The following is a 26544-nucleotide window of genomic DNA, read 5'->3' on the forward strand; positions in this document are numbered from 1 at the left end:
TGGCGTTGAGTGCACGCGTACCCGCGTACATGCGTACGGCACAGCTGTGGTGCGGGAGCGGCCCCGGGGCCGCTCCGCGCCGGTCTCTACTGCTCGGTGTCGTACCGGGCCCCGTCGCCCCCGGTTCTGTCGTCCCGGGATGCGCGAGCGCGGTGGAAGGCCCCGAACTGGGTGCCCGCGTCCCGCGCCGGCGGGGCCGGACGGTCGGCGGGGACCTCCTCGGCCCCCGAACGGCCCCGGTCGGCGGCGGCCATGGTGCGCCCGGGGGGCCGCACGGGCAGCCCGCCGGGGGTCGCCACCCTGGGTCCGCCCTGCTGCGCGCCCTGCGGCCGGGTCTCCCGCCGGCTGTGCTGCTGGGGGAGGGGGCGTACGGGGGGCTGGGGCGAGGGCTCGGGCTCGGCCTCACGGCGGGCCGGCTGCTCCGGCGCGAGCGTCCGCGACTGGTGCAGCAGCTGCGGCGGGAAGAGCACCACGACCCCCGTGCCGCCGCGCGAGGACGGCCGGAAGCTGACGCTCATGTTGTACTTGGCGGCCAGCAGGCCCACCACGACGAGCCCCAGCCGGGTGCTCTGGAGATGGGCGAGGTCGTGGAACCGGCCGGCGACGGCCTCCTCGGCGCGCCGCAGGGCGGCGTCGGCCATCTTCAGTCCGCTGTCCTCGATGGTGACGACCAGCCCGGCGGTGCGCTCCTCCACATAGACATGGACCTCGTCGATCGGCGGCGAGAAGTTCGCCGCGTTGTCCATCAGTTCGGCCAGCAGATGCATCACGCCCTCGGCGGCGTACCCGGCGACCGAGGCGGTGCTGGAGGAGTGCAGCCTGACCCGCTGATAGGCGGAGATCCGGCCCACCGCGCCGCGCAGGATGGACTCCATCACGATCGGCTTGTTCCACGCCCGGCTCGCCCGGCCGCCCATCAGCAGCGCCAGCCGGTCGGTCAGCAGACCGAGCTGCGAGGTGTTGTGATCGAGGGTCAGCAGATCCCCGAACACATCTTCGCCGTGACGATCCTGCATCTCCCTCAGCTCGGCGAGCATGCTGACGGCCTTCGCCTGGACCCGGCTGAGCACCTTGGCGCTCGCGCCCTGGGCCGCCGCCGCGCGGCGCTCGCTGAAGGCGAACTCCCGCACGATCGACTCCAGGGCCGCTCGCAGCCGGGGGTCGGCGGGCTGTTCCAGCTCGGCCAGCGTGGTGCCGGCGGAGGCTCCGCCGCGCAGCCGCTCGATCGCGGCGGGCAGGACGACGCCCGTCAGCCGGTCCAGCTCCTCGGCCGACCGGGCCAGCCGCTGGGTGACATCGGCGGCGGCGGCCTCGGCCGCCGCCGTCCGCCGCCCGGCCGCCACCAGATCTGCGGTGACCAGCTGGAGCATCCGGCGGAGTTGGGGGTCGGCGGGCGCGGGGGCCGCACCGAGGGCGGACTCGGCGCTCTCCCCGTCGCGCACCCGCTTGAGGACGGTGGGGAGGGTGACGTTCACCAGGTGCGCGGAGCCGGCGGCGGTCTGGGCGGTGTGCGTCTGGAGGGAGCGCAGCTCACCGCCGGTGGCGGTGACGGCCTTGTGCAGCCGTCGTGAATTGAGCGTGGTGGCGGCCACGGTGACGGCCAGCCAGACCCAGCCGACCAGGACGGTGGCCGCGACCCAGGCCCGGGCCGGGGCCGGGGCCGCCGCTATCGCCGCGCCGCCGGCCGCGCCCGCCGCCGCGACCGAGACCAGAGGGACGGCCGCGGGAAGCGGCCGGGGTGTTCGTATCCTGCGCGGTTTGGGGGCGACTGGCACTGACATGCGGTCCCTCGCTGGAGTCCGGGAAGTACTGAAAGGCCGATTGACGCACACCGACCGAACGCGAGCACGGTCACCAAAAGTTGACGGTGATCTTCCGCGCCCATGTGGCGCTCATGCTAGTCAAGTGCCATGGCCACCGAGTCCGGACGGGCCCCGGAGCCCGCAGAACGGGGTACTTAGTCCCGAAGTCACCGCCTTGGATCCGCCATCGTGATAAGCGGTGAGTTCCACAGGAATCCTTCAGGACTCCGGCGGAATCACCCCAGGGCCGCTCTCGGGCCGCTTCCCCGGTCGCGGGGAAGTGAGGCGACAATCCATGGTGAAGGTGAGGAAGCGGGCGTATCGCGGCACGGGGCGGCATGCTTGGGCGTCTGATTTCAGCCATCCGGCGCTGATCCGCTGCCGGGAGCGCCCGGACGGGGCTCGTCGGTCATGGGTGAGTGGTGAAGAGCCGTGGGGCGAGCCGTGGGGTGAACATCACAGTCCGTGGCTCTGAGTGGCCCGGCCCCCGCCGACTACCGTGATCGAGTGCCCAGAAACAGAAACACGTTCTCATTGCCTGGCCGCTGGTGCCGGAGGGCGCTCACCCGCGCCGTGCACCGCGGCTGGCGCTGGGCGCAGCGGGCGGGCTCGGTCACCGCGGAGCACCCCGGGCGGCTCCGCTTCCGCCGGCTGGGCCACGGCACCCGGCTGGCCTTCCCGCAGGGCACCGTGTTCGGCGAGCCGTGGATCGAGGTGGGCGAGCACTGCATCATCGGCGAGCGGGTCACCCTCACCGCGGGCATGATGCCCGGCCTGGACCTGGGCGCGGAGCCGATACTGACCCTCGGCGACGGAGTGGTCCTCGGCCGGGGCAGCCATGTCATCGCCGACACCCGGGTCTCCATCGGCTCGGACACCTACTGCGGCCCGTACGTCTACATCACCTCCACCAACCACAGCTACGACGACCCCCGGCAGCCCGTCGGCAAGCAGTGGCCGCGCACCGCGCCGGTGGAGATCGGCCCCGGCTGCTGGCTGGGCACCGGGGCCGTGGTGCTGCCCGGCGCGCGGCTGGGCCGCAATGTCGTGGTGGCGGCGGGAGCCGTCGTACGGGGAGAGGTGCCCGACCACTGTGTGGTGGCGGGCGCCCCGGCCCGGGTCGTACGCAGCTGGGACCCGGTCGACGGCTGGCGGCCCCCGCTGCGCACACCTGCTCCCGTGCCGCTCCCGGACGGCATTACCCCGGAGCAGCTGCTCGCTCTCGCCGAGCTGGAGAAGACGCGGGAGCCGGACGGGCCGGACGGGCCGGACGGGCCTGCGGGGCCCGCCGGGCCTGCCGGGCCGAAGAGCGGCGGCTGAACCGGCGGTGCGCCGCCGCCCGCGCCCGATGGTGCAATATGTTTGACTCTGTCATTCAATTCAGTGGATGGAATGTGTCGGACTTCGACCAGCTCACCCAGGCGCTCGCCCGCAACCTCAAGCGGTGGCGGGGTGAGCGCGGATTCACGCTCGACGCCCTCGCCGCCCGCGCCGGGGTCAGCCGGGGCATGATCATCCAGATTGAGCAGGCGCGCACCAATCCGAGCGTCGGCACCACGGTGAAGCTCGCCGACGCCCTCGGCGTCTCCATCACCACCCTGCTCGACCACGAGCGGGGCGCACGGGTCCAGGTGGTGCCGCCGGAGCGGGCGGTGCGGATGTGGTCCACCTCCACCGGCAGCTTCACCAAGCTGCTGGTCGGGGCCGAGGGGCGCGGCCCGGTGGAGCTGTGGTCCTGGCGGCTGATGCCGGGAGACCGCAGCGAGTCCGACGCGCACCCCGAGGGCACGGTCGAGCTGATCCATGTCACCGAGGGGGAACTCACCCTCGTCGTGGACGGCGAGTCCTTCCCGGTGCCGGCCGGGAACTCGGCCTCCTTCGAGGCGAACGCCCCCCACGCGTACCGCAACGACGGCACGGCGGAAGTGGCGATGACCATGGTGGTCGCGGTGCCTCCGGCGGGATGAGCGCCGCCGGGACGAGCGCCGCCGTCTACAGAGAGCCGATCTCGATCGCCGGGCAGCGGTCCATCACCATGTCCAGACCGGCCGCGCGGGTCCGCTCGTACGCCTCGTCGTCGATCACTCCCAGCTGGAACCAGACCGCCTTAGCGCCGATTGCCACCGCCTCGTCCGCGACCCGCCCCGCCAGTCCGGAATGGACGAAGACATCGACCACATCGACGTCGAAGGGGATGTCGGCGAGGCTCGCATAGCCCTGCTCGCCGTGGACCGGCTCCGCCTTGGGGTGCACCGGGACCACGCGCTTCCCGAACCGCTGGAGGACGCGGGCCACCCCGTACGCCGCCCGCGACTCGTTGTTCGACAGCCCCACCACCGCCCAGGTGTCGCCGGTGGCGGTCAGAATCCTCTTGATCGTCTCCGCGTCCGTGCCCGCGTCCGTGCCCGCTCCCGTACCCGTGTCCGTACCCGTGTCAGCGTCCATGCAGACGACAACGGGCGACCCGCGCGGAGCATTCCCGCCCGCGCGCCGCATAGGGTGGTCCGATGCAGGAGCAGTACCGGACGGTCGCCCGCGAGGGCGTGCACGAGACAGAGATCGGCAGATCGCGCTTCATCTGCGCGCTCGCACCCGCCGCGACCGAGGAGGAGGCCCAGGCCTTCGTCGCCCGGGTCCGCAAGGAGCACCCGACCGCCACCCACAACTGCTACGCGTACGTCATCGGGGCCGACGCCTCCGTGCAGAAGGCCAGCGACGACGGCGAGCCGGGCGGCACGGCCGGAGTGCCCATGCTCCAGATGCTCACCCGGCGCGAGATCCGCTACGCGGTGGCCGTGGTCACCCGCTACTACGGCGGGGTGAAGCTCGGCGCGGGCGGACTGATCAGGGCGTACGGCGGGGTCGTCGGCGAAGCCCTCGACGCGCTCGGCACCCTCACCCGCCGGCGCTTCCGGCTCGCCACCCTCACCGTGGACCACCAGCGGGCGGGCAGACTGGAGAACGATCTGCGGGCGACCGGCCGCGCGGTGCGCGAGGTGCGGTACGCGGAGAGCGTCACCATCGAGATCGGACTGCCGGAGGCCGAGATCGAGGCGTTCCGGCGCTGGCTGGCGGACGCCACGGCCGGCACGGCCGGATTCGAGCTGGGCGGGGAGGCGTACGGCGACGCCTGACCGCCGGGGCCCGCGAGCACGGGGCCCCGGCCGGCCGTACGCAAACCCGGGGGCGGAGAAGGAAAACATGCGGTTCGGAGCTGGCTCTTGAGGATTCTGCACACATCTGACTGGCATCTGGGGCGATCCCTGCACCGGGTGAGCATGCTGGAGGCCCAGGCCGCGTTCCTCGATCATCTGGTCGCCGCCGTACAGGCGCACGAGGTGGACGCCGTGCTGGTGGCGGGCGACGTCTACGACCGGGCCGTGCCGCCGCTGGCGGCGGTGGAGCTCTTCGACCGCGCGCTCCACCGGCTCGCCGCCGAGTCCGTGCCGACCGTGATGATCTCCGGGAACCACGACTCGGCCCGCCGCCTCGGCGTCGGGGCCGGGCTGATCGACCGCGCCGGAATCCATCTGCGGACCGACCCGGCGGGCTGCGGCACCCCCGTGATCCTCACCGACGAGCACGGCGAGGTCGCGTGCTACGGGCTGCCCTATCTGGAACCCGCCCTGGTGAAGGACGAATTCCGTACCGACCGGGCGAACCACGAGGCCGTCCTCGGCGCGGCGATGGACCGCGTACGGGAGGACCTCGCCGCCCGGGGGCCCGCCACCCGCTCCCTGGTCCTCGCCCACGCCTTCGTCGCGGGCGGCGAGCCCAGCGAGAGCGAGCGCGACATCACCGTCGGCGGCGTCAGCGCCGTGCCCGCGGGCGTCTTCCACGGCGTCGACTATGTGGCGCTCGGCCATTTGCACGGCAGCCAGACCATCACCGACCGGGTCCGCTACTCCGGCTCCCCCCTCGCGTACTCCTTCTCCGAGGCCGCCCACCGCAAGACCATGTGGCTCGTCGACCTCGGCCCCCGGGGCGAGATCGACGCCGAGCGGGTCGACTGCCCCGTGCCCAGACCCCTCGCCCGGCTGCACGGCACCCTCGACGAGCTGCTCGCCGACCCCTCCCACGAACGGCACCGGGAGTCCTTCGTCGAGGCCACCCTCACCGACCCGGTCCGCCCGGCCGACCCGATGGCCCGCCTCGCCGAACGCTTCCCGCACACCCTGAGCCTGGTCTTCGCGCCCGAGCGCGAGGAGCAGGACGACTCGCTCTCGTACGCCCGGCGGCTCAAGGGCCGCGACGACCAGCAGATCGCGGAGGACTTCCTCGCCCATGTGCGCGGGGCGGGGCCCGACCCGCGCGAGCGCACCGCGCTGCGCGAAGCCTTCGACGGCGTACGGGTGGACGAGGCGCTGAACGAGGGGACGAGCCGCCGTGGCTGACATCACCCCCCGTACCGCTCGTGCCGCTCGTGCTCCTCGTACCGCTTGTACCGCTCGTACCGCTCATGACGACGGGGCCGCCCGATGAGACTGCACCGGCTGACCATCACCGCCTTCGGGCCCTTCGGAGCCGTCCAGGAGATCGACTTCGACGCCCTGTCCACCGGCGGGATCTTCCTGCTCCACGGGCCGACCGGCGCGGGCAAGACCTCGGTGCTCGACGCGGTCTGCTTCGCCCTGTACGGATCCGTCCCCGGCGCCCGGCAGAGCCCGGGGACCTCCCTGCGCAGCGATCACGCGGCCCCCGGCCTCCTGACCGAGGTCGTCCTGGAGCTGACCGTCGGCGGCCGGCGGCTGAGGGTGGGCCGGGGCCCCGCCCAGCAGCGGCCCAAGAAGAACGGCAAGGGTTTCACACCGGAGCGGGCCTGGAGCGAGCTGAGCGAGTACGACCCCGAGACCGCCGCCTGGAAGGGGCTGAGCAGGTCCCACCAGGAGATCGGCGAGGAGATCGGGCAGCTCGTCGGCATGAGCCGCGACCAGTTCTGCCAGGTGGTGCTGTTGCCGCAGGGCGACTTCGCCCGGCTGCTGCGCGCGGACGCGGAGGCCCGGGGCAGACTGCTGGGCCGGCTCTTCGACACCCGCCGCTTCGCCGCAGTCGAGGAGCGCCTCGCCGAGCGGCGGCGGGCCGCCGAGGCACGGGTGCGGACCGCGGACGAGGGTCTCCTCGCCCACGCGCACCGGATGGAGCAGGCGGCCGGCCCGGCCGCCGGCGACTGGCCGCCGCCCCGGCAGCAGCCCGGCGACCCCGGTCTCGCCGCCGCCGTGCTGGAGTGGGCGGCGGTCGCCCGCGCGGGCGCGCTGGAAGCACTGGACATCGCCGGGAGCGCGGTCGGCGCCGCGGAGGAGCGGCAGCGGGCCGCCCGGATCGCGCTCGACGCCGAGCGCGAACTCGACCGGCTCCAGCGGCGGTACGAGGAGGCCCTGGACCGGCGGCGGACCCTGGACGCCCGGCGGCCCGAGCACGAGAGGCTCCGGGCCCGGCTGGAGGAGGCCCGCAGGGCCGACCGGGTCGCCCCCGCGCTGCGGCTGCGCGAGGACGCCGAGCGCGAGCACCGCACCGCGACCGCCCGGCACCACGGGCTCCGCGACCGGCTGCCGGCCGGCCTCGCGGACGCGGGCGCGGAACAGCTGGCGGAGCTGGAACGCCGGCTCCGCCAGGATCTCGGCGGCCTCGAAGCCGCCCGGGGCCTGGAGCGGCGCGGCGAGGAGATCACCCGCGAGCGCGCCGAACTGGACCGCCAGGCCCGTGCCGACGACGACGTCCTCCACGACGCGGAGGGCTGGCTGGCGGGCTGGGAGACCCTGCGCCGGGGCCACCGCGAGCGCCTCGCCGCCGCCCAGGAGGCGGCCACCCGCGCCGAGTACCTCGCCGGACGGCTCGAACCGGCCGGGGCGCGGCTGGACGCGGCCCGCGAGCGCGACCGCCTCGCCCGGACGGCCGCCGAGACCCGGGAACTGCTCGGCGCGGCCCGGGAGAGCGCGAACGCGGCCCGCGAACGATGGCTCGACCTGAAGGAACGGCGGCTGCACGGGATGGCGGCCGAGCTGGCGGCCGCCCTCGCCCCCGGCGACCCCTGCGCGGTCTGCGGTTCCCCCGAACACCCCGCCCCCGCCCCGGCCTCCGACGCCCGCGTCGACCCGGCCCAGGAGGAAGCGGCGTACCACGACCACACCCGTGCCGAGGGCGTCCGCTCGGACGCCGAGCGCCGGCTCGCCGTCGTCACCGGGGCCCTGGCCACGGCCGGCGAACGCGCCAGGACCCCGGGCGCCGAAGCCCCGGGCGGCGCACCCCACGACCCGACCGCCGCCGAGCTGGCGGACGCCGTCGAGGAGCTGGAGCGGGCGCACCGGGAGGCGAAGGCCCTGGCCTTCGGGATCCACGCCGCCCGGGAGGCCCTCGACCGGGGCGAGCGGGAGCACGAGGAGCGCCTCGCGGCCCGGCAGTCGGCCGAGCGGCGCGTGGTCGCCAGAAACACCCGCCGGGAGGCGCTCGACCAGGAGTGGGCCGGGCTCGCGAGGGAACTGGCCAAGGTCCACGACGGCGAGGGGAGCGTCGCCGAGCATGCCGCCCGGCTGGAGCGCCGGGTGCGGCTGCTCGCCGAGGCGGCCGAGGCCGCCCGGGCCGCCGACACCTCGGCCCGGCGGCTGAAGGACGCCGACGGCGAACTCTCCGACGCCGCGTTCCGGGCCGGTTTCGACACCCCGGCCGCCGCCGTCGCCGATGCCCGCGCCGACCGCGAGCAGCGCGACCTCCAGCACCGGGCCGACGCCTGGGCGACCGAGGCCGCCGCCGTCGCCGACCGGCTCGCCGAGCCGGACGCCCGCGCCGCCGCCGGACGCCCGCCTGCCGCCCCCGGGGCCGCGCTCGCAGCCCACGACGCGGCCGAGCGCGCGCTGCGCGTGGCCGGATCCGCGCGGGACGCCGCGCGCGGGCGGCGGGCCGAACTCGTCCGGCTCTCCCGGGCCGCCGCCGCCGAGGCCGCCGGGCTCGGCCCGCTGCGCCGGGAGTACGACCTGGTCGCCCGGCTCGCCGGTCTCACCGCGGGCACCTCCGCCGACAATGAGCGCCGGATGCGCCTGGAGTCGTACGTCCTCGCGGCCCGGCTCGAACAGGTCGCCGCGGCGGCCACCGTACGGCTGCGGCGGATGTCCGCAGGCCGCTACACCCTGGTCCACTCGGACGCCCGCTCCGGCGGGAAGCGGTCGGGGCTCGGCCTCCATGTGGTCGACGCCTGGACCGGGACCGAGCGGGACACCTCGACGCTCTCCGGCGGCGAGACCTTCTTCGCCTCCCTCGCCCTGGCGCTGGGCCTGGCCGATGTGGTCACCGAGGAGGCCGGGGGCGTACGGCTCGACACCCTCTTCATCGACGAGGGCTTCGGCAGCCTGGACGAGCAGACCCTCGACGAGGTCATCGACGTCCTCGACTCGCTGCGCGAACAGGACCGCAGCGTCGGCATCGTCAGCCATGTGGCCGATCTGCGACGGCGCGTCCCCACGCAGCTGGAAGTGGTCAAGGAGCGCCGGGGCTCCGTCGTCCGGCTCCGGACGGCTCCCCTCGGCGGCTGACGCGGCCCGTCTCCGCGCTGCCCGCTCGCCGCCGCGCCGCCCGCCGGTCAGCCGCCGACCGACCGGCGCGGCAGCGGCGAGGAGTAGACGACGCTGGTGGTCACCGATCCGAGCGCCCCGATCCGGCCGGTGACCTCTTCCAGATGGCGCATCGACCGTACGGCGACCTTCATCACAAAGCAGTCGTCGCCGGTCACATGGTGCGCCTCCAGAATCTCCGGAGTCGTCTCCAGCAGATCGTGGAATGGCTTGTAATTGCCGTTCGGATAGCGCAGCCGTACAAACGCGAGCACCGGCAGCCCCACTCGCTCGGGGTCCACCACCGCCGTGTACCCCGCGATCACGCCCGCCTCCTCCAGCCGCCGCACCCGCTCCGTCACGGCGCTCGCCGACATGGAGACGGCCCGCGCCAGCTGCGCGAAACCGGCCCGGCCGTCGCTCTGCAGGGCGCGCAGGATGCGCCAGTCCGTGGCGTCCGGTGAATATTCCGTCATGACTGACAGACAACAGGGGAATCCCCGGTCGATCAAGAGGATCCCCGTGGAATCCCCCTTCAGGGCAGTGGATCACCGCCATAGATTTTTAGTCATGAACACAGCCTCGGTCGTGAACGCGGCCTCAGCCCCGAACCCCGTCCTCCGTGTGCCGCCCGCCGCGCCCGAGGTGGCCGCCGCCCACTTCGCCGCGAGCCTCGCCCTCCACACCGATGTCTCCGACGTCGCCGCCGCCCTCGCGGCGGGCGCGGGCGGCGATCCGGGCTTCACCCTGCTCGACTGCCGCTCGGCCGACGCCTGGGACCAGGGGCACATTCCCGGCGCGGTCCATCTGCCGACCGCGCTCATCGCCGAGCGGGCCGGGCGGCTGCTCGACCCGGCCCGGCCGGTGGTCGTCCACTGCTGGGGCCCGGGCTGCGACGGAGCCGCCCGTGCGGCGCTCGCCCTCGCCCTGCTCGGTTACCGCGTCAAGGAGATGCTCGGCGGATTCGAGTACTGGGTACGGGAGGGCTTCGGCCACCGGACCCCGACGGGGCACACGCGGCGCGAACCGGACCCGCTGACCGCGCCCGTCGACGCCGCCGACTGCGGCTGCTGACCGGGCCCGGGTGCTGACCGGCGGCTCCACCGGGCGGCCCCGGGCTCCGGCGAGCCCGGTGCCGCCGGCAGGCTCACCCCGCCGCCGTCACAGCCTGGACAACTCGTCCACCAGGTCGTCCAGCCCCAGCGACCCCTGGGACAGCGCCGCCATGTGCCAGGCCTTCGCGTCGAACGCGTCGCCGTGCGCCTTGCGCGCGTTCTCCCGGCCGAGCAGCCAGGCCCGCTCGCCGAGCTTGTAGCCGATCGCCTGGGCGGGCATCGACAGATAGCGCGTCAGCTCGCTCTCCACATAGTCCGCGGGCCGCCCGCTGTGGCTGTTGAAGAACTCCTCGGCCAGCTCCGGGGTCCAGGTCTCGCCCGGACGGAACGGCGAATCCTCCGGAATCTCCAGCTCCAGATGCATTCCGATGTCCACGATCACCCGGCACGCGCGCATCATCTGCGCGTCCAGATAACCGAGTCTGCGCTCGGGGTCGGGCAGGAAGCCCAGCTCGTCCATGAGCCGCTCGGCGTAGAGCGCCCAGCCCTCCAGATTCGCGCTGACCCCGCCGACCGTGGCCTGGTAGCGGGAGAGCCGGTCGGCCACGTGCACCCACTGCGCCAGCTGGAGGTGGTGGCCGGGCACACCCTCGTGGTACCAGGTGGAGACCAGGTCGTACACCGGGAAGCGGGTCGAGCCCATGGTCGGCAGCCAGGTCCTGCCCGGACGGGAGAAGTCCTCCGAGGGGCTGGTGTAGTACGGCGCGGCGGCGCTGCCCGCCGGGGCGATGCGGGACTCCACCTTCCGCACCCGCTCGGCGAGTTCGAAGTGGGTGCCGTCCAGCGCCTGGATCGCCTCGTCCATCAGCTCCTGGAGCCAGATCCGCACCTCCTCGACGCCCTCGACATGGCGGCCGTGCACATCGAGATGGGCGAGTGTCTCCCAGGGGCCCGCGCCCGGGAGGATCTTCCCGGCCTCGGTCTTCATCTCGGCGAGCAGCCGGTGGTACTCCGACCAGCCGTACGCGTACGCCTCGTCCAGATCGAGATCGGTGCCGTTGAAGTAGCGCGACCAGCGGGCGTACCGCTCGCGGCCCACGGTGTCGGGCGCGTCCGCGACGGCGGGGGCGTAGACGTCGCGCATCCAGTCGCGCAGCGCGGCCAGCGCCTCGGTGGCGGTACGGGCGGCGGAGTCGAGTTCCGCGCGGAGCGCGGCGGGGCCCTCGGCCGCGAAGTCCTCGAACCAGCTGCTGCCGGAGCCGAGCCACTCCGTCATCTGCGCGACACTGGTACGGGTGGCCCTCGGGCCGCCGAAGAGCTTCCGCTCGAGTCCCAGCTCCAGGGACTCGCGGTAGCCGCGCAGCGCCGTCGGCACGGCGCGCAGCCGCTGGGCCACGGCCGCCCAGTCCTCCTCGGTCTGCGTCGGCGTCACGGTGAACACCTCGCGCACCGAGTGCACCGGGGAGCGCAGATTGCTCACGGTGCGCAGGCCCTCCTCGGCCTCGTGCACGGCGAGTTCGGCCGTCAGGCGTTCGCGCAGCAGCCGGCCGCAGCGCCGCTCGATGTCACTCCCGGCCCCTGGCAGCCTCTCGGCCTCGTCGAGCCTGGCGAGGGTCTCCCTGGCGAGTTCGGCGCGCTCTTCCTGACCTGTCGGGGAGAAGTCGGGGAGGAGCCCGGAACTCTCCCTGACTCCCAGGTAGGTGCCGATGGTCGGATCGAGTTCGATGAGTGCGTCGACATAGGCGTCGGCGACCTGGCGGGGCAGCGGGCTGCTGGCGGTGACTGACATGCACACATCCTCATACGAGTGGGGGCTTCGCGTCACCATCGTCTGATCGCCGGCGGACCGTCGGCCAGGTCACACCCCCTTCACTGGCCGAATCCGGGCCTGTTCCCGGGGTCTCGCGCTGACCGCCCGGTCAGCGGCCCGCGCGGTCGGCCGGAGGGGTCGCGGTGGCTTTCCGGGGCGCGGGCCGGGCGGTGACGACGAGGGTGCCCTCCTCCAGCTGGTAGTCGAGGGGCAGCCCCAGACCGCGCATCGAGGCCACCATCGCGGTGTTGGACGGCTGTGTCACCGCGTACACCTGGCCGCAGCCGTCCTCCTGGGCGAGCGCGACCAGCCGCCCGAGCAGCGCGGAGCCGATTCCCCGGCGCTGCCAGGCGTCCTCCACGATGAGCGCGACTTCGGTCTCGTCCCCGTCCCAGAGCAGATGGCCGAGGGCGATCATCCGTCCGGAGGCCGTGCGCACGGCGAGGGTCCGGCCGAACCGGGGGCTGAGCAGATGGTCGAGGTAGCGCCGGACGTCGTCGACCGGGCCGTGGTAGCGCTGTCGCAGGGTCCGCTCGGAGCAGCGGTCGTGCAGGGCTGCCGCCGCTTCGAGGTCGCTCTGGTCGGCCCGGCCGACGGTGAACTCCCCGCCCTCGGCCAGGGTGAGGGCGTCCCGGCCGGCCGGCACCCGGGGACCGAGCCGGTCGTCCAGCTCCAGCAGCGCCCTGACCCGGGCGAACTCGGTGGGGGTGAAGGGGAGGTGGGGCCGCTCCACGGTGATGGAGCCGCCGCGCGGGTCGCGAAGGCGCATCACGGTCTCCTCGAGCACCCCTTCGGCGGGCGGGAGGTCCGCGGCGGAGCGGCCGGTGGGGGAGACGGCGGGCCAGGAGTGGATGGTGCAGCGGCCGAGCAACTGGCGCAGGGCCAGCGGCAGCTCGGCCGCGTCCAGCGCGGTGCGGGCGGCGAGACCGAGCACCCGGGTGGGGACGTCGACCAGGTCGTGGGCGTCGGCCCGCTCGATCCAGGTGCCGCTGCCGCCGGCCGCCGTCACCCCGTCGGTCAGCCGCCGGGGAGGGAGGGAGGCGGGCGCGCGCAGCAGGAACTCGTCCACGGTGCCCGTCGTCAGAGGGTGTGTCTGAAGGGTCAGGATGTCCACGTCGAGCGCGGCGAGCGCGGTGCAGAGCGCGGCGAGACTGCCGGGGGTGTCCCGCACGGTGGTCCGCATCCGCCAGAGAGAGGTCTCGTGGGGCTCCTTCCGTACGGGGCCGTCGGTGTCGGTGTCGGTGTCGGTGTCGGCGTCGGCCGGGGCGCTGCGGGCTTCGGCCGGCGGGGAGTGGCGGTGCCGTCCCGCCCACCAGAGGTGGAAGGCGGCCGTGGCGATCAGCGCCACGGCGGAGACGACGAGCAGGGACGGCCCGCCGGGTCCGTGTCCGACCAGATTGGCGACGATGTCGGCGACCGCCACCGCGGTGAAGACGGCGGCCAGCTCGACGAGGTCCCGCCGCCAGAGGTGGGGGCGGCGGGTGTTCTTCGCATGGGTCACATCGGTCATGGCCTCACTCTGGCCGAGCCGTGTTGCGTGATCGCGAACGCTTTGTGACTGATGGGTTAAGCGGGTTTATGTTCTGCTATTGACTCATTTTGACCGATCCTGTGCCGAGGTTGCCGCTCCGTGCTCCAGCACCTTGAGCAGCCGTGCAGCCTGGGCCGCCGACTGCGAGGAACCGCCCCGCCCGGCCAGCTCGGCGAGCCCGGGCAGCGGACCGCCGTCCGGCGCGCACCGCTCCGCGCACTCCGAGGCCACCGCCAGGATCTCGCCCAGCGCCCGGGGGAGGGGCTTCGTCCCGAGCAGCGGGGGCAGCGCCTCGGCGAGCACCGCCCAGACCGTCCCGTACGCCCCGGTCGCCGCCGCCGTCCCGAGGGTGTCGGCGAGCCGGTTGGGCTTCAGCGAGCCGTGCCGCACCGCGTGCGCCAGTTCGCGGCCGAGCACCGGGTGATCCAGCTGTCCCCGGGCGGCGAGCGTCAGCAGCGCGTCGACCGAGGACAGCCGGTCGTTCGCCCGTTTGGCTCCCATGCCGGCCGCCAGCGCCCGGTGCAGCTCCGGACCGGCCGGGCCTTCGGGGGCCTCCGACTCGGCCAGCGCCGGAAGACAGCCGGCCGTGCTCCGCGCCCAGTCGCCGGGTGTCCGCAGGCTGTGCGTCATCCACAGGGCGAGCCCCTCCCGGTCGTGCGGAAGCACCGTCGCCCAGTGGGACTCCCACATCTCGCAGGACCAGCGGCCGCACTTCTGGTCCTCAAGGGGTCTGCCCAGCCAGCGGAACGCCGGGGGGAACTGGGTGAGGGGCACCAGCCGTTCGCGCATGCCGTGCGCCATGCGGCGGGCGATCGTCAGCGGGTTCTCCGAGAGCCAGGCCGCTTGCCCCGGCTCCCGCGCGCCCCCGACGGCCGCCTCCGCACCGCCACCACCGCCATCGGTGCCGGTGCGGGACCCGGGCTCGGACCCGGACCCGGACCCGGACCCGGGCTTCGGCGACAGCGCGACGAGCGCCGGAGCGCCGCCGGAGAGCCAGGCGGCGAGCCGGTCGCCCTCCGGCGTGCCCAGGGCGGCGGCCCGGGCCGCGGTCCCGCCCCCGCTCCCCGCCGGTCCGCGAGCCACCCGCAGCAGCGCCTGGGCGAAGTCCACCGGGGCGGGCTCGATCTCCAGCCGCCGGTACTCCCGCAACCGCTCGACCAGGGTCTCCGCGTCCAGCGCGCCCGTGCTCCAGGTGGGCGTGGCGAGCAGGAACGGCACCGGCCGGCCGCGGATCAGCTGGGCGGCCTCCCAGGTCCGGGCGGTGGTGATCTCCCGCAGCCCGTCGTGCGGGCAGTCCACGGCCGAGCCCATCCGCCTCAGCACGGTCCGGAGGGCATGGTCGGAGACCTGCCCCAACAGGGTGGCCACCACGACCTCCACGGTGATCCGGTGGGAGGAGAGGTGGAGGTGGCGGAAGTTCTCGAACCGGTGCTCGTACCACCCCTGGTGGGGTATCGCCTCCTTCAGCGCGGCCTCCAGCGGCTCGCGTTCCCGGTGGGCCAGCCGGACCAGGCCGTCCAGGACCCATTCGTACGCCCCGGCCTCCTCGGGGGAGCCCATCAGCACCAGCACCTCTTCGACCAGCTCCGCCACCGAGGCGGGCGGTGCGGGGAGCCGCTCGCGCACGGGGGGCGGCGGGAGGATCTCCTCATGGGCCACCGTCTCCTCCTCGGGCAGCAGAGCCCCGAAGACCGCGACGGCGGCGGACCGGTGCGCCGGGCTCAGCAGGGCGGCGGAGGCGGCCAGATCCTCGCGCAACTCCTCCCCGGCACCCGGCAGATGCCGGGCGACGAGCTTCAGCGCCCGCTCCTGCACCCCGGTGTCCGGGTGGCCGAACGCCTCGGCGACGGCCGGCAGCAGCCCGGCCACCGCCTCGCCGTCGCCCGCCCGCTCGCGCAACACCTTGGCCAGCAGCGTCAGCTGGGTCCGCACCAGCTTCTTCTCGGTACGGAAGAGCACCGCGCCCGTCACCTCGGCCAGGCTCCGCACCGGCAGCAGACCGCTCTCGGCGAGCCGCCCCAGCACGCTCTGGGCGTGCGCCGCCACCTGCGGCCCCCCGTCGGCGGCCATACCGGCCCAGTCGGGAATCCGCGCCCGCTCCTCCTCGGGAGTCGGCGCGAGACGCCGCAGCACATTCAGGAAGAAGCCCGTCTCGAGCGGGCGTCCGCCGCGCAGCAGCCGCGAGACGCAGCCGTCCACCAGCGTCGAACGCTCCACCACCCCGGCCTCCGCCAGACCGGCGAGCACGGAGGGCCAGTGCCCCGGGGTCTTCTCGTCCGGGAACCAGCTGAAGGTATTGGGAAGGACCGCGAGGTCGAAGACGAGGGGCAGCAGGGCGGGTGTGTGCGGATCCTCGCGCAGCAGCCTCGCCCCGCCGCTCCTCGGGGAGCGCGCGTCCAGCCAGCCGCTGACATAGCCCTCGGTGGCGGGAGCCGGGCAGCCGGCCCGCCGGACCAGCTCCTCGATCAGCGGGAAGTCGTCCTCGGCGGAGGCGCGGGCGGCGAGCCGGTGCGCGACATCGCCGAGCCAGCCGGGGTCCTTGCCGTCGAGCACCTCCAGGAGCGGGCGCAGCACCCCGGGGGAGCCGGGGGGCCGGGAGATCCGCAGATCGCGCGAGCCGATCCAGGAGGCGGTGGCCGCCGCCCCGGTGTGGCACCCCGCGCCGGCCACCAGCACCCCGGTCGCCGCCAGACCCCGCTGCCGCCAGTAGGCCCAAGGGCCCTCCTCGCGGCGCAGTTCGGCGCGGAGCGCCCGCAACTCCACCAGCAGCTCCTTGCGCTCGGCCGGGGTCAGCGGCCGGAGCAGCGCGGGCACCTTGTCCGCGCGCCCCTCGCGCACGGCCTCGAGAAGCTCCTTCACCGGTTCTCCCCTCCGGCCGCGGCCTTGACCGCTGTTCCCCGGCGGGCCATACGGACCGCCAGCGCGTGCTTGCAGGGTCCTCGCCGCCCCTGGTGGTCCGCCCACCAGGCGCAGGTGCAGCGCAGCTGTCCGCCCGCCTCCCGGACCCGGTAGACCCGGGGACCCGAGACGACCGAGGCCGACTCCCCGTCGAGGGTCACCGCCCCCGCCGCCAGCAGCCGCCTGGCGTCGACCAGCCGGGGGTTGTGCCGTTCCGTCCGGTCCGGTTCATAGGGCAGCTCGCGGTGGAAGTACGCCGCGTCCGCCACGTCGTACCCCACCCGTCCGGCGGTGCCCAGCCGGACCAGGGCGGCCCGCACCCGGGCCACCGTCAGCCCGGACCGCTCCGCCAGCTCGGCCGGGTCGATCCTCGGCTCCCAGGCGAGGAGCACCGAGACCAGCTCGGCGTCCTGCGCGGCCTCGTCGGTCGACAGCGCCTCCAGGACGCCTCCCTCGCCGGAGAAGCCGCGGTTCGTGCCGGGGGAGAGGGTCAGTGTGAGCCGCATCCCCGGCAGCACCACCTCCCAGGCGGCCGAGGACGCCACCCCGTCGGTGGCGAGAGGCCCGTACACCCGCAGCGCGACCGCCTGGCGCAGCACCCGCTGGAGCGCGGCCAGCCGCTCGGGGCCCGGCAGGCAGATCGCCCCCGGCACCGGCCGGGTGGTGGGCCGCAGGGTCCGGCCGGACGCGATGACCCAGCTCACCCCCCGCGAGGCCCGCCCGGCCGAGGGGCGCGGCAGCGAGCGCAGAAAGCGCACCGCCTCCGCCGCCGGCAGCTCGGCCCGCAGATCGAACCCGGCGGTGGCCACCTGCGCCTCGGCGAAGCCGCGCAGCCAGCGCTCCGGCAGCGGCACCTTCTTCTCCACCACCGAGCCGTCCAGGGTGGTGACCGCCAGCTCCCCCGGGCCCACCCGCAGATGGAGCGGGCTGTCGCCGGTCATCCGGGAGAGCGCCTCCCGCAGCGGGTTGTTGACATCGACATTGGTCGTGCCGTGCCCGGTCTCCGCGCCGTCCAGACCCTCGCGCAGCACATCGAGCCTCGCGTACACCCCGCAGCAGCCGGAGAACGACTCGAACCGCAGCCGGTCGCCGTTGCCCGTCACCACCGGGTCGAGGAGCGGGCGCGGGGTCGGGTCGTGGTAGCGGGCGGCCGCCACGTCCGCGACCGCCAGCAGCCCGCGGGCCGCGGTCTGGGGCGAGGAGAGGAAGCCGGAGAAGAACGTCGGGTGGGGCTGCGCGCCGGCCGGGGTGAGACCGCCGGACGTCTCCAGGCCGAGAAGCCGTCCGGCCGCCCCCGACTCCAGGGCGGACGGACGGGCGTAGGCGAGCGCCTGCGTTGATCGGGTCATGTGAAAGACGGTAGAACCCACCACTGACAATCGACCGCGGGCCGGCCCGGACCCCCACCCCACCTGCGGATTCAACGGAGTTGGCGGCCTGTGCGGACGGTGGACGGGGACGGGGGACGGGGGACGGCGCGTCCGGGCGCGGCCTACTGCCCCACCAGGCCCGGCAGGAGCACCTTGGTGAACAGAATCGTTCCGCCCTCGGCCCTCAGCCGTACCGTCAGCTCACCGCTGTCCCCGTCGACGGAGACCTCGCCGAAGTACTGCGGGGACTCCATCGGCGACACGTTCCCCCGCTTCGGCGCGCGGACGAAGACCCGCCTCGGGCCGAAGGTCGCATCCAGTGCGGAGGCCGGGAATCCGCCCGCCGCCAGCGGCCCCGAGACGAACTCCCAGAACGGGGCGAAGTCCTTGAACGCGGCCCGCTCCGGCGCGTAGTGCTGAGCGGAGGTGTGATGGACGTCCGCCGTGAGCCAGAGGGTGCCGGTGATCCGCCGCCGCTTCACGAACCGCAGCAGCCGGGCGATCTGGAGCTCCCGGCCCAGCGGCGCGCCCGCGTCGCCCTGGGCGACCGCGTCGAAGTCGGTCCGCCCGTCCGGCACCGTCAGTCCGATCGGCATGTCCGCCGCGATCACCTTCCACACCGCGCGCGACCGGAGCAGCCCGCCCTGGAGCCAGGCGAGCTGCTCCGGGCCGAGGATGCCCCGCCGGTCGCGGGCCTGCCGGCCGGGGGAGTTGGCGCTCCGGTACGAGCGCATGTCCAGGACGAAGACGTCGAGCAGCGGACCGTACCGCTCCACCCGGTACATCCGCCCCCCGGGCGCGGCGGGCGGCGCGGCGAGGGGAAAGTACTCGCCGAAGGCGCGCAGCGAGCGCGCGGCCAGCACGTCCGCGCTCTTCTCGGTGTAGCGCGGATCGTCCAGAAGCTGGCCCGGATACCAGTTGTTGCGCACCTCGTGGTCGTCCCACTGCACCACCGACGGCACCTGGGCGTTGAAGCGGCGGGTGTGCTCGTCGAGCAGGTTGTAGCGGAAGTTGCCCCGGAAGTCCCGGAGCGTCTGGGCGACCCGGGACTTCTCCTCGGTGGTGACATTGCGCCAGATCCGGCCGTCCGGCAGGGTCACCCGGGGCTCGATCACCCCGTCCGCGTAGATCGAGTCGCCGCTGCACAGGAAGAAGTCGGGATCGAGCCGCCGCATCTCCTCGTGGACGCGGTAGCCGCCGATGTCCGGATTGATGCCCCAGCCCTGTCCGGCGACATCCCCCGACCAGAGGAAGCGGACGCCCCGGCAGCGCCCGGCGGGCACGGTCCGGAACGTCCCGGGGACCGGCTCGCCGGTACGGCGGGGATCGTCCGGATCGGCGAGCGTCACCCGGTAGTGGATCTGCTCCCCGGGCGGCAGCCCGGCCAGCGGGGTGGTGCCGGTGAAGTCCGTGCCGGGCCCGAGCAGCGGCCCCCGGTGAAGCTTTGTGCGCTCGAAGGACTCCGTGGCCGAGGTCTCCACGAGCATCCGCGCGGGCCGGTCCGAACGCACCCACACCAGCCCGGACGACGAGGTCACCGCGCCGCTGCGCACCCCCCACGCAGCGCTCGGACGCCCGCCCAGGGCCTGCGAGGGCGCTGAGCCGAAGGCGGGCAGGGTCAGGACCGCCGACGCGGCGGCCGCGCCGCGCAGCAGCGAGCGGCGGCCGGGGGCCGCCGGCCCGCGGGGGGTTGCTGTCATCGGCGGGCCTCCAGGGGCATTCCGTGCGGCGGGTGCCGCGGTAACGGTCGGCGTGGTGGACCGCCGGAGCCGATCCTCGCATCCCGCGGTGGCGCGCGGCCGACGCCTCAGTGAACGTCAGTCCCCGTCCCGCCGCGCCGTCTCCCGGGCCAGCAGCCCGATCCCCCGCACGATGTCGGACGGCGAGAGATGCGCGTACCCCAGCACCAGCCGTACCCCCGTGTCCCGCACGGGCGTCAGAGCGTGCGCCGACAGCGGCCGTACCGCGATCCCCGCCCGCTCCGCGCGGCGCAGAAAGCCCTCCTCGGGACCGTACCGGCCGGGCAGCCGGGCGATGAGGTGCAGCCCCGCCGCGATCCCGCTGACCGAGGCCCCCGGGAAGTGCTCCCCGAGGGCGCGGACGAGCGCGTCGCGCCGCTCCCGGTAGGCGCGCTGACAGCGGCGCAGCTGGCGGTCGTAGCCGCCGCCGTCGACGAAGTCCGCGAGCAGCGCCTGGTCCAGGGCGGGATTGCCCAGGTCCATGGTGCGTTTGCGCTCGATCACCTCGTCCACCAGCCGCTCCGGCACGAGCACCCAGCCGAGCCGCAGCCCCGGCGCGAGCGACTTGCTCACCGAGCCGGTGTAGGCGACCCGCTCCGGGTCGAGCCCCTGGAGCGCGCCGACCGAGGCCCGGTCGTAGCGGAAGTCGCCGTCGTAGTCGTCCTCCACGATCAGGCCGTCCACCGACCGCGCCCAGTCGAGCAGTTCGGCACGGCGCCGCGCGGAGTAGGCGATTCCGGTGGGGAACTGATGGGCCGGCGTGGTCGCCACCGCCGTCACGCCCGAGCGCCGCAGCGGCTCCATCGCCAGCCCCTCGCCGTCCAGCGGCAGCGCGGCGGCGCTCAACCCGGCGGCGTCGAACAGCGGCCCGTGCTCGGGGCTGCCCGGGTCCTCCACGCCGATGGACCGCGCGCCCCGGCCCCGCAGCACCGAGCCGAGCACCGTCATCGCCTGCGCCACCCCCGAACACACCACCAGGCACTCCGGATCGGCCACCGCGCCCCGCCGCCGGGTCAGCAGCGCCGCCAGCGAGGTCCGCAGCTCGGGCAGGCCGCGGGGATCGGGATAGCCGAGCGCCCGGTGCGGCAGCCGTGCCAGGGCGGACCGGTGGGCCGCCGCCCACGCCGCCCGGGGGAAGAGCGAGAGATCGGGAGTCCCGGGCCGGAAGTCCACCACCGGACCGGGGCCGCGGCGCGGCGCGAGATCCCGCGCCCCCCGGGAGGACGGGCGCGCCGCCGCGCCGACCCAGGTGCCCGAGCCCCGTTCGCTGCGGAGGTACCCCTCGGCCGTCAGCTGCTCGTACGCCTCGGTCACCAGCCCCCGCGAGACGCCCAGATCGGCCGCCAGCTCCCGGCTCGCCGGCAGCCGGGTGCCCGCCGCCAGCCGCCCCGACCGCACCGCGTCCCGCAGCGCCGAGCGGAGCGCCCGCCCCCGCTGCCGCGCGGGAGCCCCGGCGGCCGGCGTCAGCAGCTCCCACGCCGGACCGGACGGCCCCGGTCCGGACGGCTCCGCTCCGGACGGCCCCGAAGTGGTCCCCGAAGACATCATGGAAGTGGACCTTAAAGGGGACCGCCGCGCTCCCTAGCGTCACCCCCATGAACCGCCCGAGCCACCCGGCCCACCCCGGCCCCCTGACCGGGGTCCTCCTCGTCTCCTTCGCCTACTGCCTGGTCGGAGCCTCCTTCACCGCCAACAGCGTGCTCGGCGACTACCCGTACGCCGGCGGCCAGGCCGTCCGCTACGCACTCGCCCTCCTGCTGCTGCTCCCCCTGCTCGGCGGCGCGTCGGCGCTCCCCCGGGTCCGCGCGCTGACCGCCCGCCAGTGGGGCCGGATCGCCCTGCTCGCCGCCGTCGGCATGGTCGGCTTCAACCTGGCGATCCTGGCCGCCGAACGCACCGCGGAACCCGCCGTGCCCGGCGTCTTCGTCGGCTGCGCGCCCGTCATCGTCGCCGTCCTCGTACCGCTGGCCGACGGCCGCCGGCCCACCCCGCCGGTGCTGTACGGGGCCCTCCTCGTCGCCGCCGGGGCCTTCGCCGTCCAGGGCTGGGGCCGCGCCGACGCGGCGGGCGTCCTCTGGTCGGTGGCCGCGCTCCTCGGCGAGGTCGGCTTCGCCGTGCTGGCCGCGCCGGTGCTGCGCCCCCTCGGGCCGAGGCTGCTCACCGCCTGCGTCTGCGGTGTCGCGGCGGTGGAGGCGGCCCTCGTGGGGCTGCTCGTCGACGGTTCGCGCTTCGTCCGGATGCCGGACCAGGGGGAGGCGTGGGCGCTGCTGTGGCAGGCCGCCGTGGTCACCGTCATCGGCTTCGTCGCCTGGTACATGGGCATCCAGCGGATCGGCACGGAGCGCGCCACCCTCTTCACCGGGCTGATCCCCGTCGCGGCGGCCCTCACCGCGCCGCTGGTGGGCGCGGGGAGCTTCGGTGTGGCCCAGGCGGCCGGGGGAGCGCTGGTGGGAGCGGGTGCGGCGCTCGGCTCGGGCTTCTTCGGCGGCCGGCCGCCGTCAGTGACCGGAGCGGCCGGAGCTGCCGTCGAGCAGCACCCGGGCGACGAGCGCGGGGTCGTCGTTCATCGGGACGTGTCCGCAGCCGGGCAGCCGGACGAGCCGCGCCCCGGGGATGGCCCGCTTGGCCCGGACGCCCTGGCGGCGCATCAGCACCCGGTCCCGGGTGCCCCAGGCGATGGTGACCGGCACATCGGGCACGTCGTCGCGGAAGAGGACGGAGCGTCCGGCGGCGAGCGTCTGGTGGAAACCGGAGGCCCCGCGCATCGCGAGGGTCTCGGCGACGACCGACTCCGATGAGCGGCGGCCGGGCCTGGCGTATATCGTCCCGGTGAGCGCCGCCCGCCCGGCCGCCGAGCGGGACAGCCCCTCGATCACCGGCAGCGGTATCGAGCGGGCCCCGGCCCGCAGCGCCTTGAGCGTGCCGTAGGCGTAGACCCGCTCCCGCTCGTTCCAGAAGCCGGCGGGCGACAGCGCGGTGACGGACCGCGCGAGTCCGGCCCGGCCCAGCTCCAGGGCGAGGAGCCCGCCGAGCGAGTTGCCCGCGACATGCGGGCGCTCCAGACCCAGGGCGGCGCAGAGCGAGCCCAGTATCGAACCCACGGTCGAAAGGTCGTACCGCACTCCTTCGGGCAGCGGCGAGGACACACCGAAACCGGGCAGATCCACGGCTATGACATCGCGTTCGGCCGCCAGTACGCGGATCACGGGTTCCCATGCCTGCCAGTGGTGCCCTATGCCGTGGAGCAGCAGCAATGGCTCTCCCACGCCATCTCGCGCATAGCTGACGGACAGCTTCCGATTCCCTTCCGGGGATTCGACGGAGAACGAAATGTCCGCGACCATGACTGTTGCTCCCTCGTGTCGCCCCTGCTCGGAGCTGGTAGACGGCCTGTCAGTAACAATTACCGCCAGGTAGTTTTCAGTTCAAGGGCCGGAATGCGCCGTCCCGGCCCCGACTGGTCGTTTCCGGCCGGGAGACATATGACGCACCGCGTTCGCCTGGACACGGAGACGTGTGTCGGCTGGGATGGAGGGGTGGCGACCGACACCCTGACCGACGTCTTCGAAGAGCACCGGCCCGTACTGGCCGCTGTGGCCTACCGCATGCTCGGCCGCGCGGCCGACGCGGAGGACGTCGTCCAGGACGCCTGGCTGCGCTGGTCCGCCCAGGACCGGGCGGACGTCAGGGAGCCCCGGGGCTATCTCGTACGGGTCACCGCCCGTCTCGCCATCGACCGGCTGCGACAGATCCGCGCCCGGAACGAGTCGTACATCGGCCCCTGGCTGCCCGAGCCCATCATCACGGACATCGGGCATACCACCCCCGACGTGACCGAACGGGCAGTTCTCGCCGAATCCGTCTCCTTCGCCGTCCTCGTCGTCCTGGAATCGCTCTCCCCGCTGGAGCGGGCCGTGTTCGTCCTGAGGGAGGCCTTCGGATTCCCCTACGGGGAGATCGCGGTCACCCTGGAGCGCTCCGAGGCGGCCGTGCGCCAACTCGGCGCGCGGGCCCGCCGGCATGTGGAGGAACGCAAACCCCGTTACGACGTCGACCCGACCGAACGCCGTGAACTGACCGAGCGCTTCCTGGCCGCCGCGGCCGGCGGCGACCTCCAGGGCCTGCTGGCCCTGCTCGCGCCCGACGTGCGTCTGATCGGCGACAGCGGCGGCAGGGCCAAGGCGCCGCTGCGGGTCCTCTCCGGCGCCGACAAGGTCGGGCGTTTCCTCGTCGCGGTCGCGAACGGCGGGCTGCCGGAGGAGGGGCGCAGGTTCGTGGAGATCAACGGAGCCCCGGCGCTGCTGCTGCTCTCCGGCGGGAAGCCGGACACCGTTTTTCAGCTGGAGATCGCGGACGGACGCGTCAGCCGCGTCTACGTGATGCGCAATCCAGACAAACTCTCCGGGGTGACTTTCATGTGACCCCATGCACACCCCTTCCGTGCACGTCAGAGCCCTTGTCCGAAAATCCATGGACGGTCGGCCGCGCGCGTTTAGCTGGGGTGCAAACAGTGCTAACAGCCCGTGAACGCTTGTCCAATCCCGTCGACTTCACAGAGCGACAAACGCAGGATTGGTCTTGACCAAGGTGCCGCGCCGTCCTATGGTCGGCTGAGATAGTGCAGGAACCTTTAATAAACAAGGGCGCGGAAAAGCCGCCGCTGACACGGCGAATGCGGAGGATCAGGGTGGGGACCACGCAGCTGGAATCTGTGCCGGAACCGAAATACTGGCACCTCAAGACGGTGATTGGAGAAGCGCTCGACTCTGACTTCGCGGTGGGGGAGATCCTGCCGAACGAGCGGGACCTCGCCGCCAGGTTCGGAGTCGCCCGAGCGACCCTGCGCCAGGCACTGGAACAACTCGAACTCGAAGGACGGCTGCAACGCCGGCGCGGCGTCGGCACGACCGTCGCCCCGCCGCGCATGGGAGTGGACGTGTCCACCACCCAGCACGCGTGGCCCGGCTCGGCGCAGGACGCCTGGCAGTCCTTCGACTGCTCCAGGGCCGTACCGCCTCCCGCGGTGGCCCGACTGCTGGGAACCGCGGCCGAAGAGGAGACGTACACCCTGCGCAGACTGCGCGTCACCCATGGGCAGCCGGTCGCGGCCGAACAGCTCTACGTCCCGGCCTCCTCGGTGCCCGAGCTGTCGGCCATAGACGCGCCCCCGGGGCCCGCCAGGGCCCGCGCCGTCCTGCGCGAACTCCAGCGGCTCGAACTGGACGGCCAGGACCGCGCGGTGGAGCTGGGCTCGGCCCGCGCCGACGACGCCAGGGAACTGGACCGGCTGCCCGGCGCGCCCGTACTGATCGTCACCACCCGCTACTTCTCCCGGGGCAGGACCGCCGCCGTCATCATGGCGACCTACCGGGCCGACACCTGCCGGCTGACCTTCGGCGACTCCGGCGATGTGCAGATAAGCCACCACGGCGAGGAGCGTCGCGCTTCCTGACGAACTCCGCCCGTGGTCCCCTGAGCACCCGCGCCACCGCACGCGTCACGGCATCCGCCCGCACGGCCCTCACCGGCCGCGCCCCCGGACAGGGAGCGGACCCGCCGGCGCACGGCCCGTCGCACCGAGCCGAGGCTCTCAGCGGCGGGCCGTCACCGTACCCTCCACCGCGAACAGCTCCTCCTCGACATGGTCGAGCGCCAGCCGCAGCGCGCCCGTCGAGACAGCCGCCTCCCGCAGCAGCGAGAGCGTCACCCTCGGCGGCCGCAGACAGTACCGGGACAGCTCCTCCCGTACGGGATCGAGCACCCCGTCCAGCCCGGCCGCCCAGCCGCCGATCACCACCAGCTCCGGATCGAGCGCCAGCACCAGCGCCGCCACATCGTGGACCAGCCGCTGGATGAACCGCTCCACCGCCGCCTGGGCCCGGACGTCGCCCTGCTTGGCGAGTGCGAAGACATTGGCCACCGCCTGCTCGTCCAGCGGATGCAGCGGCTGGTCCGTCGTCGACAGCAGCTTCTCCGGGGACACCTCGCGCCCCAGCAGATGCAGTGCCCCGATCTCCCCGGCCGCACCGCCGAACCCCCGGTGCAGCCGGCCGCCTATCAGCGAACCCGCTCCCGGACTCAGCCCCGCCAGCACGAAGACGACATCGTCGGAACCCTTCGCCGAACCCTTCCAGTGCTCGGCGACCGCCGCCGCGTTGGCGTCGTTCTCCACCAGCACCGGACAGCGGAACGAGCGCTGAAGGCGCTGCCCCAGCGGCAGCCCGGTCCAGCCCGGCAGCGCCGTCCCCAGCCGTACGGTCCCGTCCGCCTCCACTATCCCCGGAGTGCCGACCCCGACCGCCCGCAGATTGGTCCGCGAGACCCCGGTCCGACGCAGCACGTCCGCGATCACCAGCCGCACCCGCTCCAGCCGGTCGTCCGCCGACGCCGTCTCCGACACCTCCCGGGAACCCGCGCCGATGATGCGCCCGTCCAGACCGGACACCAGCGCCGCCACCCGGTGCGGACCTATCTCCACGCCCAGCAGATGGCCCGCCTCGACCCGGAACCGGAAGCGCCGGGCCGGGCGTCCCTGACGGCGTGCCTCGCCCTCCTCGGGGACCGACTCACTGACCAGACCGGCCTCGACGAGTCCCTCGATGACGCCCTCGACCGTCGGCCGGGACAGTCCCGTCAGCCGGGTCAGATCCGTGAGCGTCGGAGAGCCCGCGCCCCGCAGCGAATGGAGTACCACCGCGGAGTTGATCCGCCGCAGCAGCGACGGATCCCCGCCGGTCAGCCGCCCCACCATGTGTCCTTCCAGCCCTTTGCTCGTGCAGCTCGGGCGTGTGTGTCTGC

At 74.1% G+C, this 26544-nt stretch carries 19 protein-coding genes and 1 pseudogene; 9 read left to right on the forward strand and 11 right to left on the reverse strand.

Translation table 11 applies throughout. The features are described 5' to 3' along the window. Nucleotides 1-86: 86 nt before the first annotated feature. Nucleotides 87-1781 (reverse strand): sensor histidine kinase, encoded by a 1695-nt coding sequence (locus ABD371_RS25295; protein WP_344480708.1) that lies wholly within the window; start codon nt 1779-1781, stop codon nt 87-89. Nucleotides 1782-2309: 528 nt separating this feature from the next. On the opposite strand from ABD371_RS25295, the gene ABD371_RS25300 reads away from it, so the two are divergent. Next, entirely contained in the window at nt 2310-3122 is an 813-nt protein-coding gene (locus ABD371_RS25300; protein ID WP_344480715.1) for an acyltransferase, read from the forward strand. Between the two features lie 74 nt (nt 3123-3196). Beyond that, complete coding sequence (locus tag ABD371_RS25305; protein ID WP_344480724.1) at nt 3197-3769, forward strand: helix-turn-helix domain-containing protein; 573 nt, start codon at nt 3197-3199, stop codon at nt 3767-3769. A 25-nt stretch (nt 3770-3794) separates the two neighbouring features. Here ABD371_RS25305 and ABD371_RS25310 read toward each other — a convergent pair whose 3' ends face one another. After that, nucleotides 3795-4247, reverse strand: a complete 453-nt coding sequence (locus tag ABD371_RS25310) for a CoA-binding protein (protein WP_344480730.1) — start codon at nt 4245-4247, stop codon at nt 3795-3797. A 62-nt stretch (nt 4248-4309) separates the two neighbouring features. On the opposite strand from ABD371_RS25310, the gene ABD371_RS25315 reads away from it, so the two are divergent. The 3 genes from ABD371_RS25315 (at nt 4310) to ABD371_RS25325 (ending at nt 9325) form a co-directional block, all read left to right on the forward strand. Continuing rightward, nucleotides 4310-4936 (forward strand): YigZ family protein, encoded by a 627-nt coding sequence (locus tag ABD371_RS25315; protein ID WP_344480735.1) that lies wholly within the window; start codon nt 4310-4312, stop codon nt 4934-4936. Between the two features lie 87 nt (nt 4937-5023). Next, the gene (locus tag ABD371_RS25320) at nt 5024-6196 is read left to right on the forward strand and encodes an exonuclease SbcCD subunit D (protein WP_344480738.1); all 1173 of its coding nucleotides are present in this window, start codon (nt 5024-5026) and stop codon (nt 6194-6196) included. An 84-nt stretch (nt 6197-6280) separates the two neighbouring features. Next, a complete protein-coding gene (locus ABD371_RS25325) occupies nt 6281-9325 on the forward strand; it encodes an AAA family ATPase (protein ID WP_344480743.1) in 3045 nt (1014 codons plus the stop codon). Between the two features lie 47 nt (nt 9326-9372). Here the strand turns inward: ABD371_RS25325 and ABD371_RS25330 are convergent, their stop codons facing one another. Further along, entirely contained in the window at nt 9373-9819 is a 447-nt protein-coding gene (locus tag ABD371_RS25330) for an Lrp/AsnC family transcriptional regulator (protein ID WP_344480746.1), read from the reverse strand. 94 nt (nt 9820-9913) lie between these two features. On the opposite strand from ABD371_RS25330, the gene ABD371_RS25335 reads away from it, so the two are divergent. Beyond that, complete coding sequence (locus ABD371_RS25335; RefSeq protein ID WP_344480749.1) at nt 9914-10417, forward strand: rhodanese-like domain-containing protein; 504 nt, start codon at nt 9914-9916, stop codon at nt 10415-10417. Nucleotides 10418-10504: 87 nt separating this feature from the next. Here ABD371_RS25335 and ABD371_RS25340 read toward each other — a convergent pair whose 3' ends face one another. The 6 genes from ABD371_RS25340 to pdxR all read right to left on the reverse strand — a co-directional run bounded on the left by ABD371_RS25340 (nt 10505) and on the right by pdxR (nt 21294). After that, nucleotides 10505-12187 carry a DUF885 domain-containing protein gene (locus ABD371_RS25340; protein ID WP_344480752.1) on the reverse strand — a complete coding sequence of 561 codons (1683 nt, stop codon included), beginning with the start codon at nt 12185-12187 and terminating at the stop codon, nt 10505-10507. Between the two features lie 130 nt (nt 12188-12317). After that, a complete protein-coding gene (locus ABD371_RS25345; protein WP_344480755.1) occupies nt 12318-13718 on the reverse strand; it encodes a GNAT family N-acetyltransferase in 1401 nt (466 codons plus the stop codon). 84 nt (nt 13719-13802) lie between these two features. Beyond that, complete coding sequence (locus ABD371_RS25350) at nt 13803-16598, reverse strand: DUF6493 family protein (RefSeq protein WP_344480758.1); 2796 nt, start codon at nt 16596-16598, stop codon at nt 13803-13805. Continuing rightward, on the reverse strand, nt 16595-17986 hold the full coding sequence (locus ABD371_RS25355; RefSeq protein WP_344480761.1) for an SWIM zinc finger family protein: 1392 nt from the start codon (nt 17984-17986) through the stop codon (nt 16595-16597). Before ABD371_RS25355 ends, ABD371_RS25350 begins: the two co-directional genes overlap by 4 nt. 143 nt (nt 17987-18129) lie before the next feature. Further along, the gene (locus tag ABD371_RS25360) at nt 18130-19707 is read right to left on the reverse strand and encodes an alkaline phosphatase D family protein (RefSeq protein ID WP_344480764.1); all 1578 of its coding nucleotides are present in this window, start codon (nt 19705-19707) and stop codon (nt 18130-18132) included. Between the two features lie 117 nt (nt 19708-19824). Next, entirely contained in the window at nt 19825-21294 is a 1470-nt protein-coding gene (pdxR, locus tag ABD371_RS25365; protein WP_344480767.1) for a MocR-like pyridoxine biosynthesis transcription factor PdxR, read from the reverse strand. Nucleotides 21295-21602: 308 nt separating this feature from the next. On the opposite strand from pdxR, the pseudogene ABD371_RS25370 reads away from it, so the two are divergent. Continuing rightward, a pseudogene (locus tag ABD371_RS25370) lies at nt 21603-22154 on the forward strand (EamA family transporter); the annotation flags it as partial. Between the two features lie 90 nt (nt 22155-22244). Here the strand turns inward: ABD371_RS25370 and ABD371_RS25375 are convergent. Further along, on the reverse strand, nt 22245-23090 hold the full coding sequence (locus ABD371_RS25375) for an alpha/beta fold hydrolase (RefSeq protein WP_344480770.1): 846 nt from the start codon (nt 23088-23090) through the stop codon (nt 22245-22247). A 192-nt stretch (nt 23091-23282) separates the two neighbouring features. Here ABD371_RS25375 and sigJ point away from each other — a divergent pair, with 192 nt between their 5' ends. Both sigJ and ABD371_RS25385 read left to right on the forward strand, forming a co-directional pair. Then, a complete protein-coding gene (sigJ, locus tag ABD371_RS25380) occupies nt 23283-24167 on the forward strand; it encodes an RNA polymerase sigma factor SigJ (RefSeq protein WP_344480775.1) in 885 nt (294 codons plus the stop codon). 266 nt (nt 24168-24433) lie between these two features. Next, the gene (locus ABD371_RS25385) at nt 24434-25198 is read left to right on the forward strand and encodes a GntR family transcriptional regulator (protein ID WP_190126136.1); all 765 of its coding nucleotides are present in this window, start codon (nt 24434-24436) and stop codon (nt 25196-25198) included. Nucleotides 25199-25336: 138 nt separating this feature from the next. Here ABD371_RS25385 and ABD371_RS25390 read toward each other — a convergent pair whose 3' ends face one another. Next, complete coding sequence (locus ABD371_RS25390; protein WP_344480783.1) at nt 25337-26494, reverse strand: ROK family transcriptional regulator; 1158 nt, start codon at nt 26492-26494, stop codon at nt 25337-25339. Nucleotides 26495-26544 lie beyond the last annotated feature (50 nt).

This window comes from Streptomyces amakusaensis (genome assembly GCF_039532665.1).
GTDB classification, from domain to species: Bacteria; Actinomycetota; Actinomycetes; order Streptomycetales; family Streptomycetaceae; genus Streptomyces; species Streptomyces amakusaensis.

Coding starts and splice junctions, on each gene's coding strand:
- ABD371_RS25295 (WP_344480708.1), bottom strand. CDS start 1,781: ATGTCAGTGCCAGTCGCCCCCAAACCGCGCAGGATACGAACACCCCGG.
- ABD371_RS25310 (WP_344480730.1), bottom strand. CDS start 4,247: ATGGACGCTGACACGGGTACGGACACGGGTACGGGAGCGGGCACGGAC.
- ABD371_RS25315 (WP_344480735.1), top strand. CDS start 4,310: ATGCAGGAGCAGTACCGGACGGTCGCCCGCGAGGGCGTGCACGAGACA.
- ABD371_RS25325 (WP_344480743.1), top strand. CDS start 6,281: ATGAGACTGCACCGGCTGACCATCACCGCCTTCGGGCCCTTCGGAGCC.
- ABD371_RS25330 (WP_344480746.1), bottom strand. CDS start 9,819: ATGACGGAATATTCACCGGACGCCACGGACTGGCGCATCCTGCGCGCC.
- ABD371_RS25335 (WP_344480749.1), top strand. CDS start 9,914: ATGAACACAGCCTCGGTCGTGAACGCGGCCTCAGCCCCGAACCCCGTC.
- ABD371_RS25340 (WP_344480752.1), bottom strand. CDS start 12,187: ATGTCAGTCACCGCCAGCAGCCCGCTGCCCCGCCAGGTCGCCGACGCC.
- ABD371_RS25345 (WP_344480755.1), bottom strand. CDS start 13,718: ATGACCGATGTGACCCATGCGAAGAACACCCGCCGCCCCCACCTCTGG.
- ABD371_RS25355 (WP_344480761.1), bottom strand. CDS start 17,986: ATGACCCGATCAACGCAGGCGCTCGCCTACGCCCGTCCGTCCGCCCTG.
- ABD371_RS25360 (WP_344480764.1), bottom strand. CDS start 19,707: ATGACAGCAACCCCCCGCGGGCCGGCGGCCCCCGGCCGCCGCTCGCTG.
- pdxR (WP_344480767.1), bottom strand. CDS start 21,294: ATGATGTCTTCGGGGACCACTTCGGGGCCGTCCGGAGCGGAGCCGTCC.
- ABD371_RS25375 (WP_344480770.1), bottom strand. CDS start 23,090: ATGGTCGCGGACATTTCGTTCTCCGTCGAATCCCCGGAAGGGAATCGG.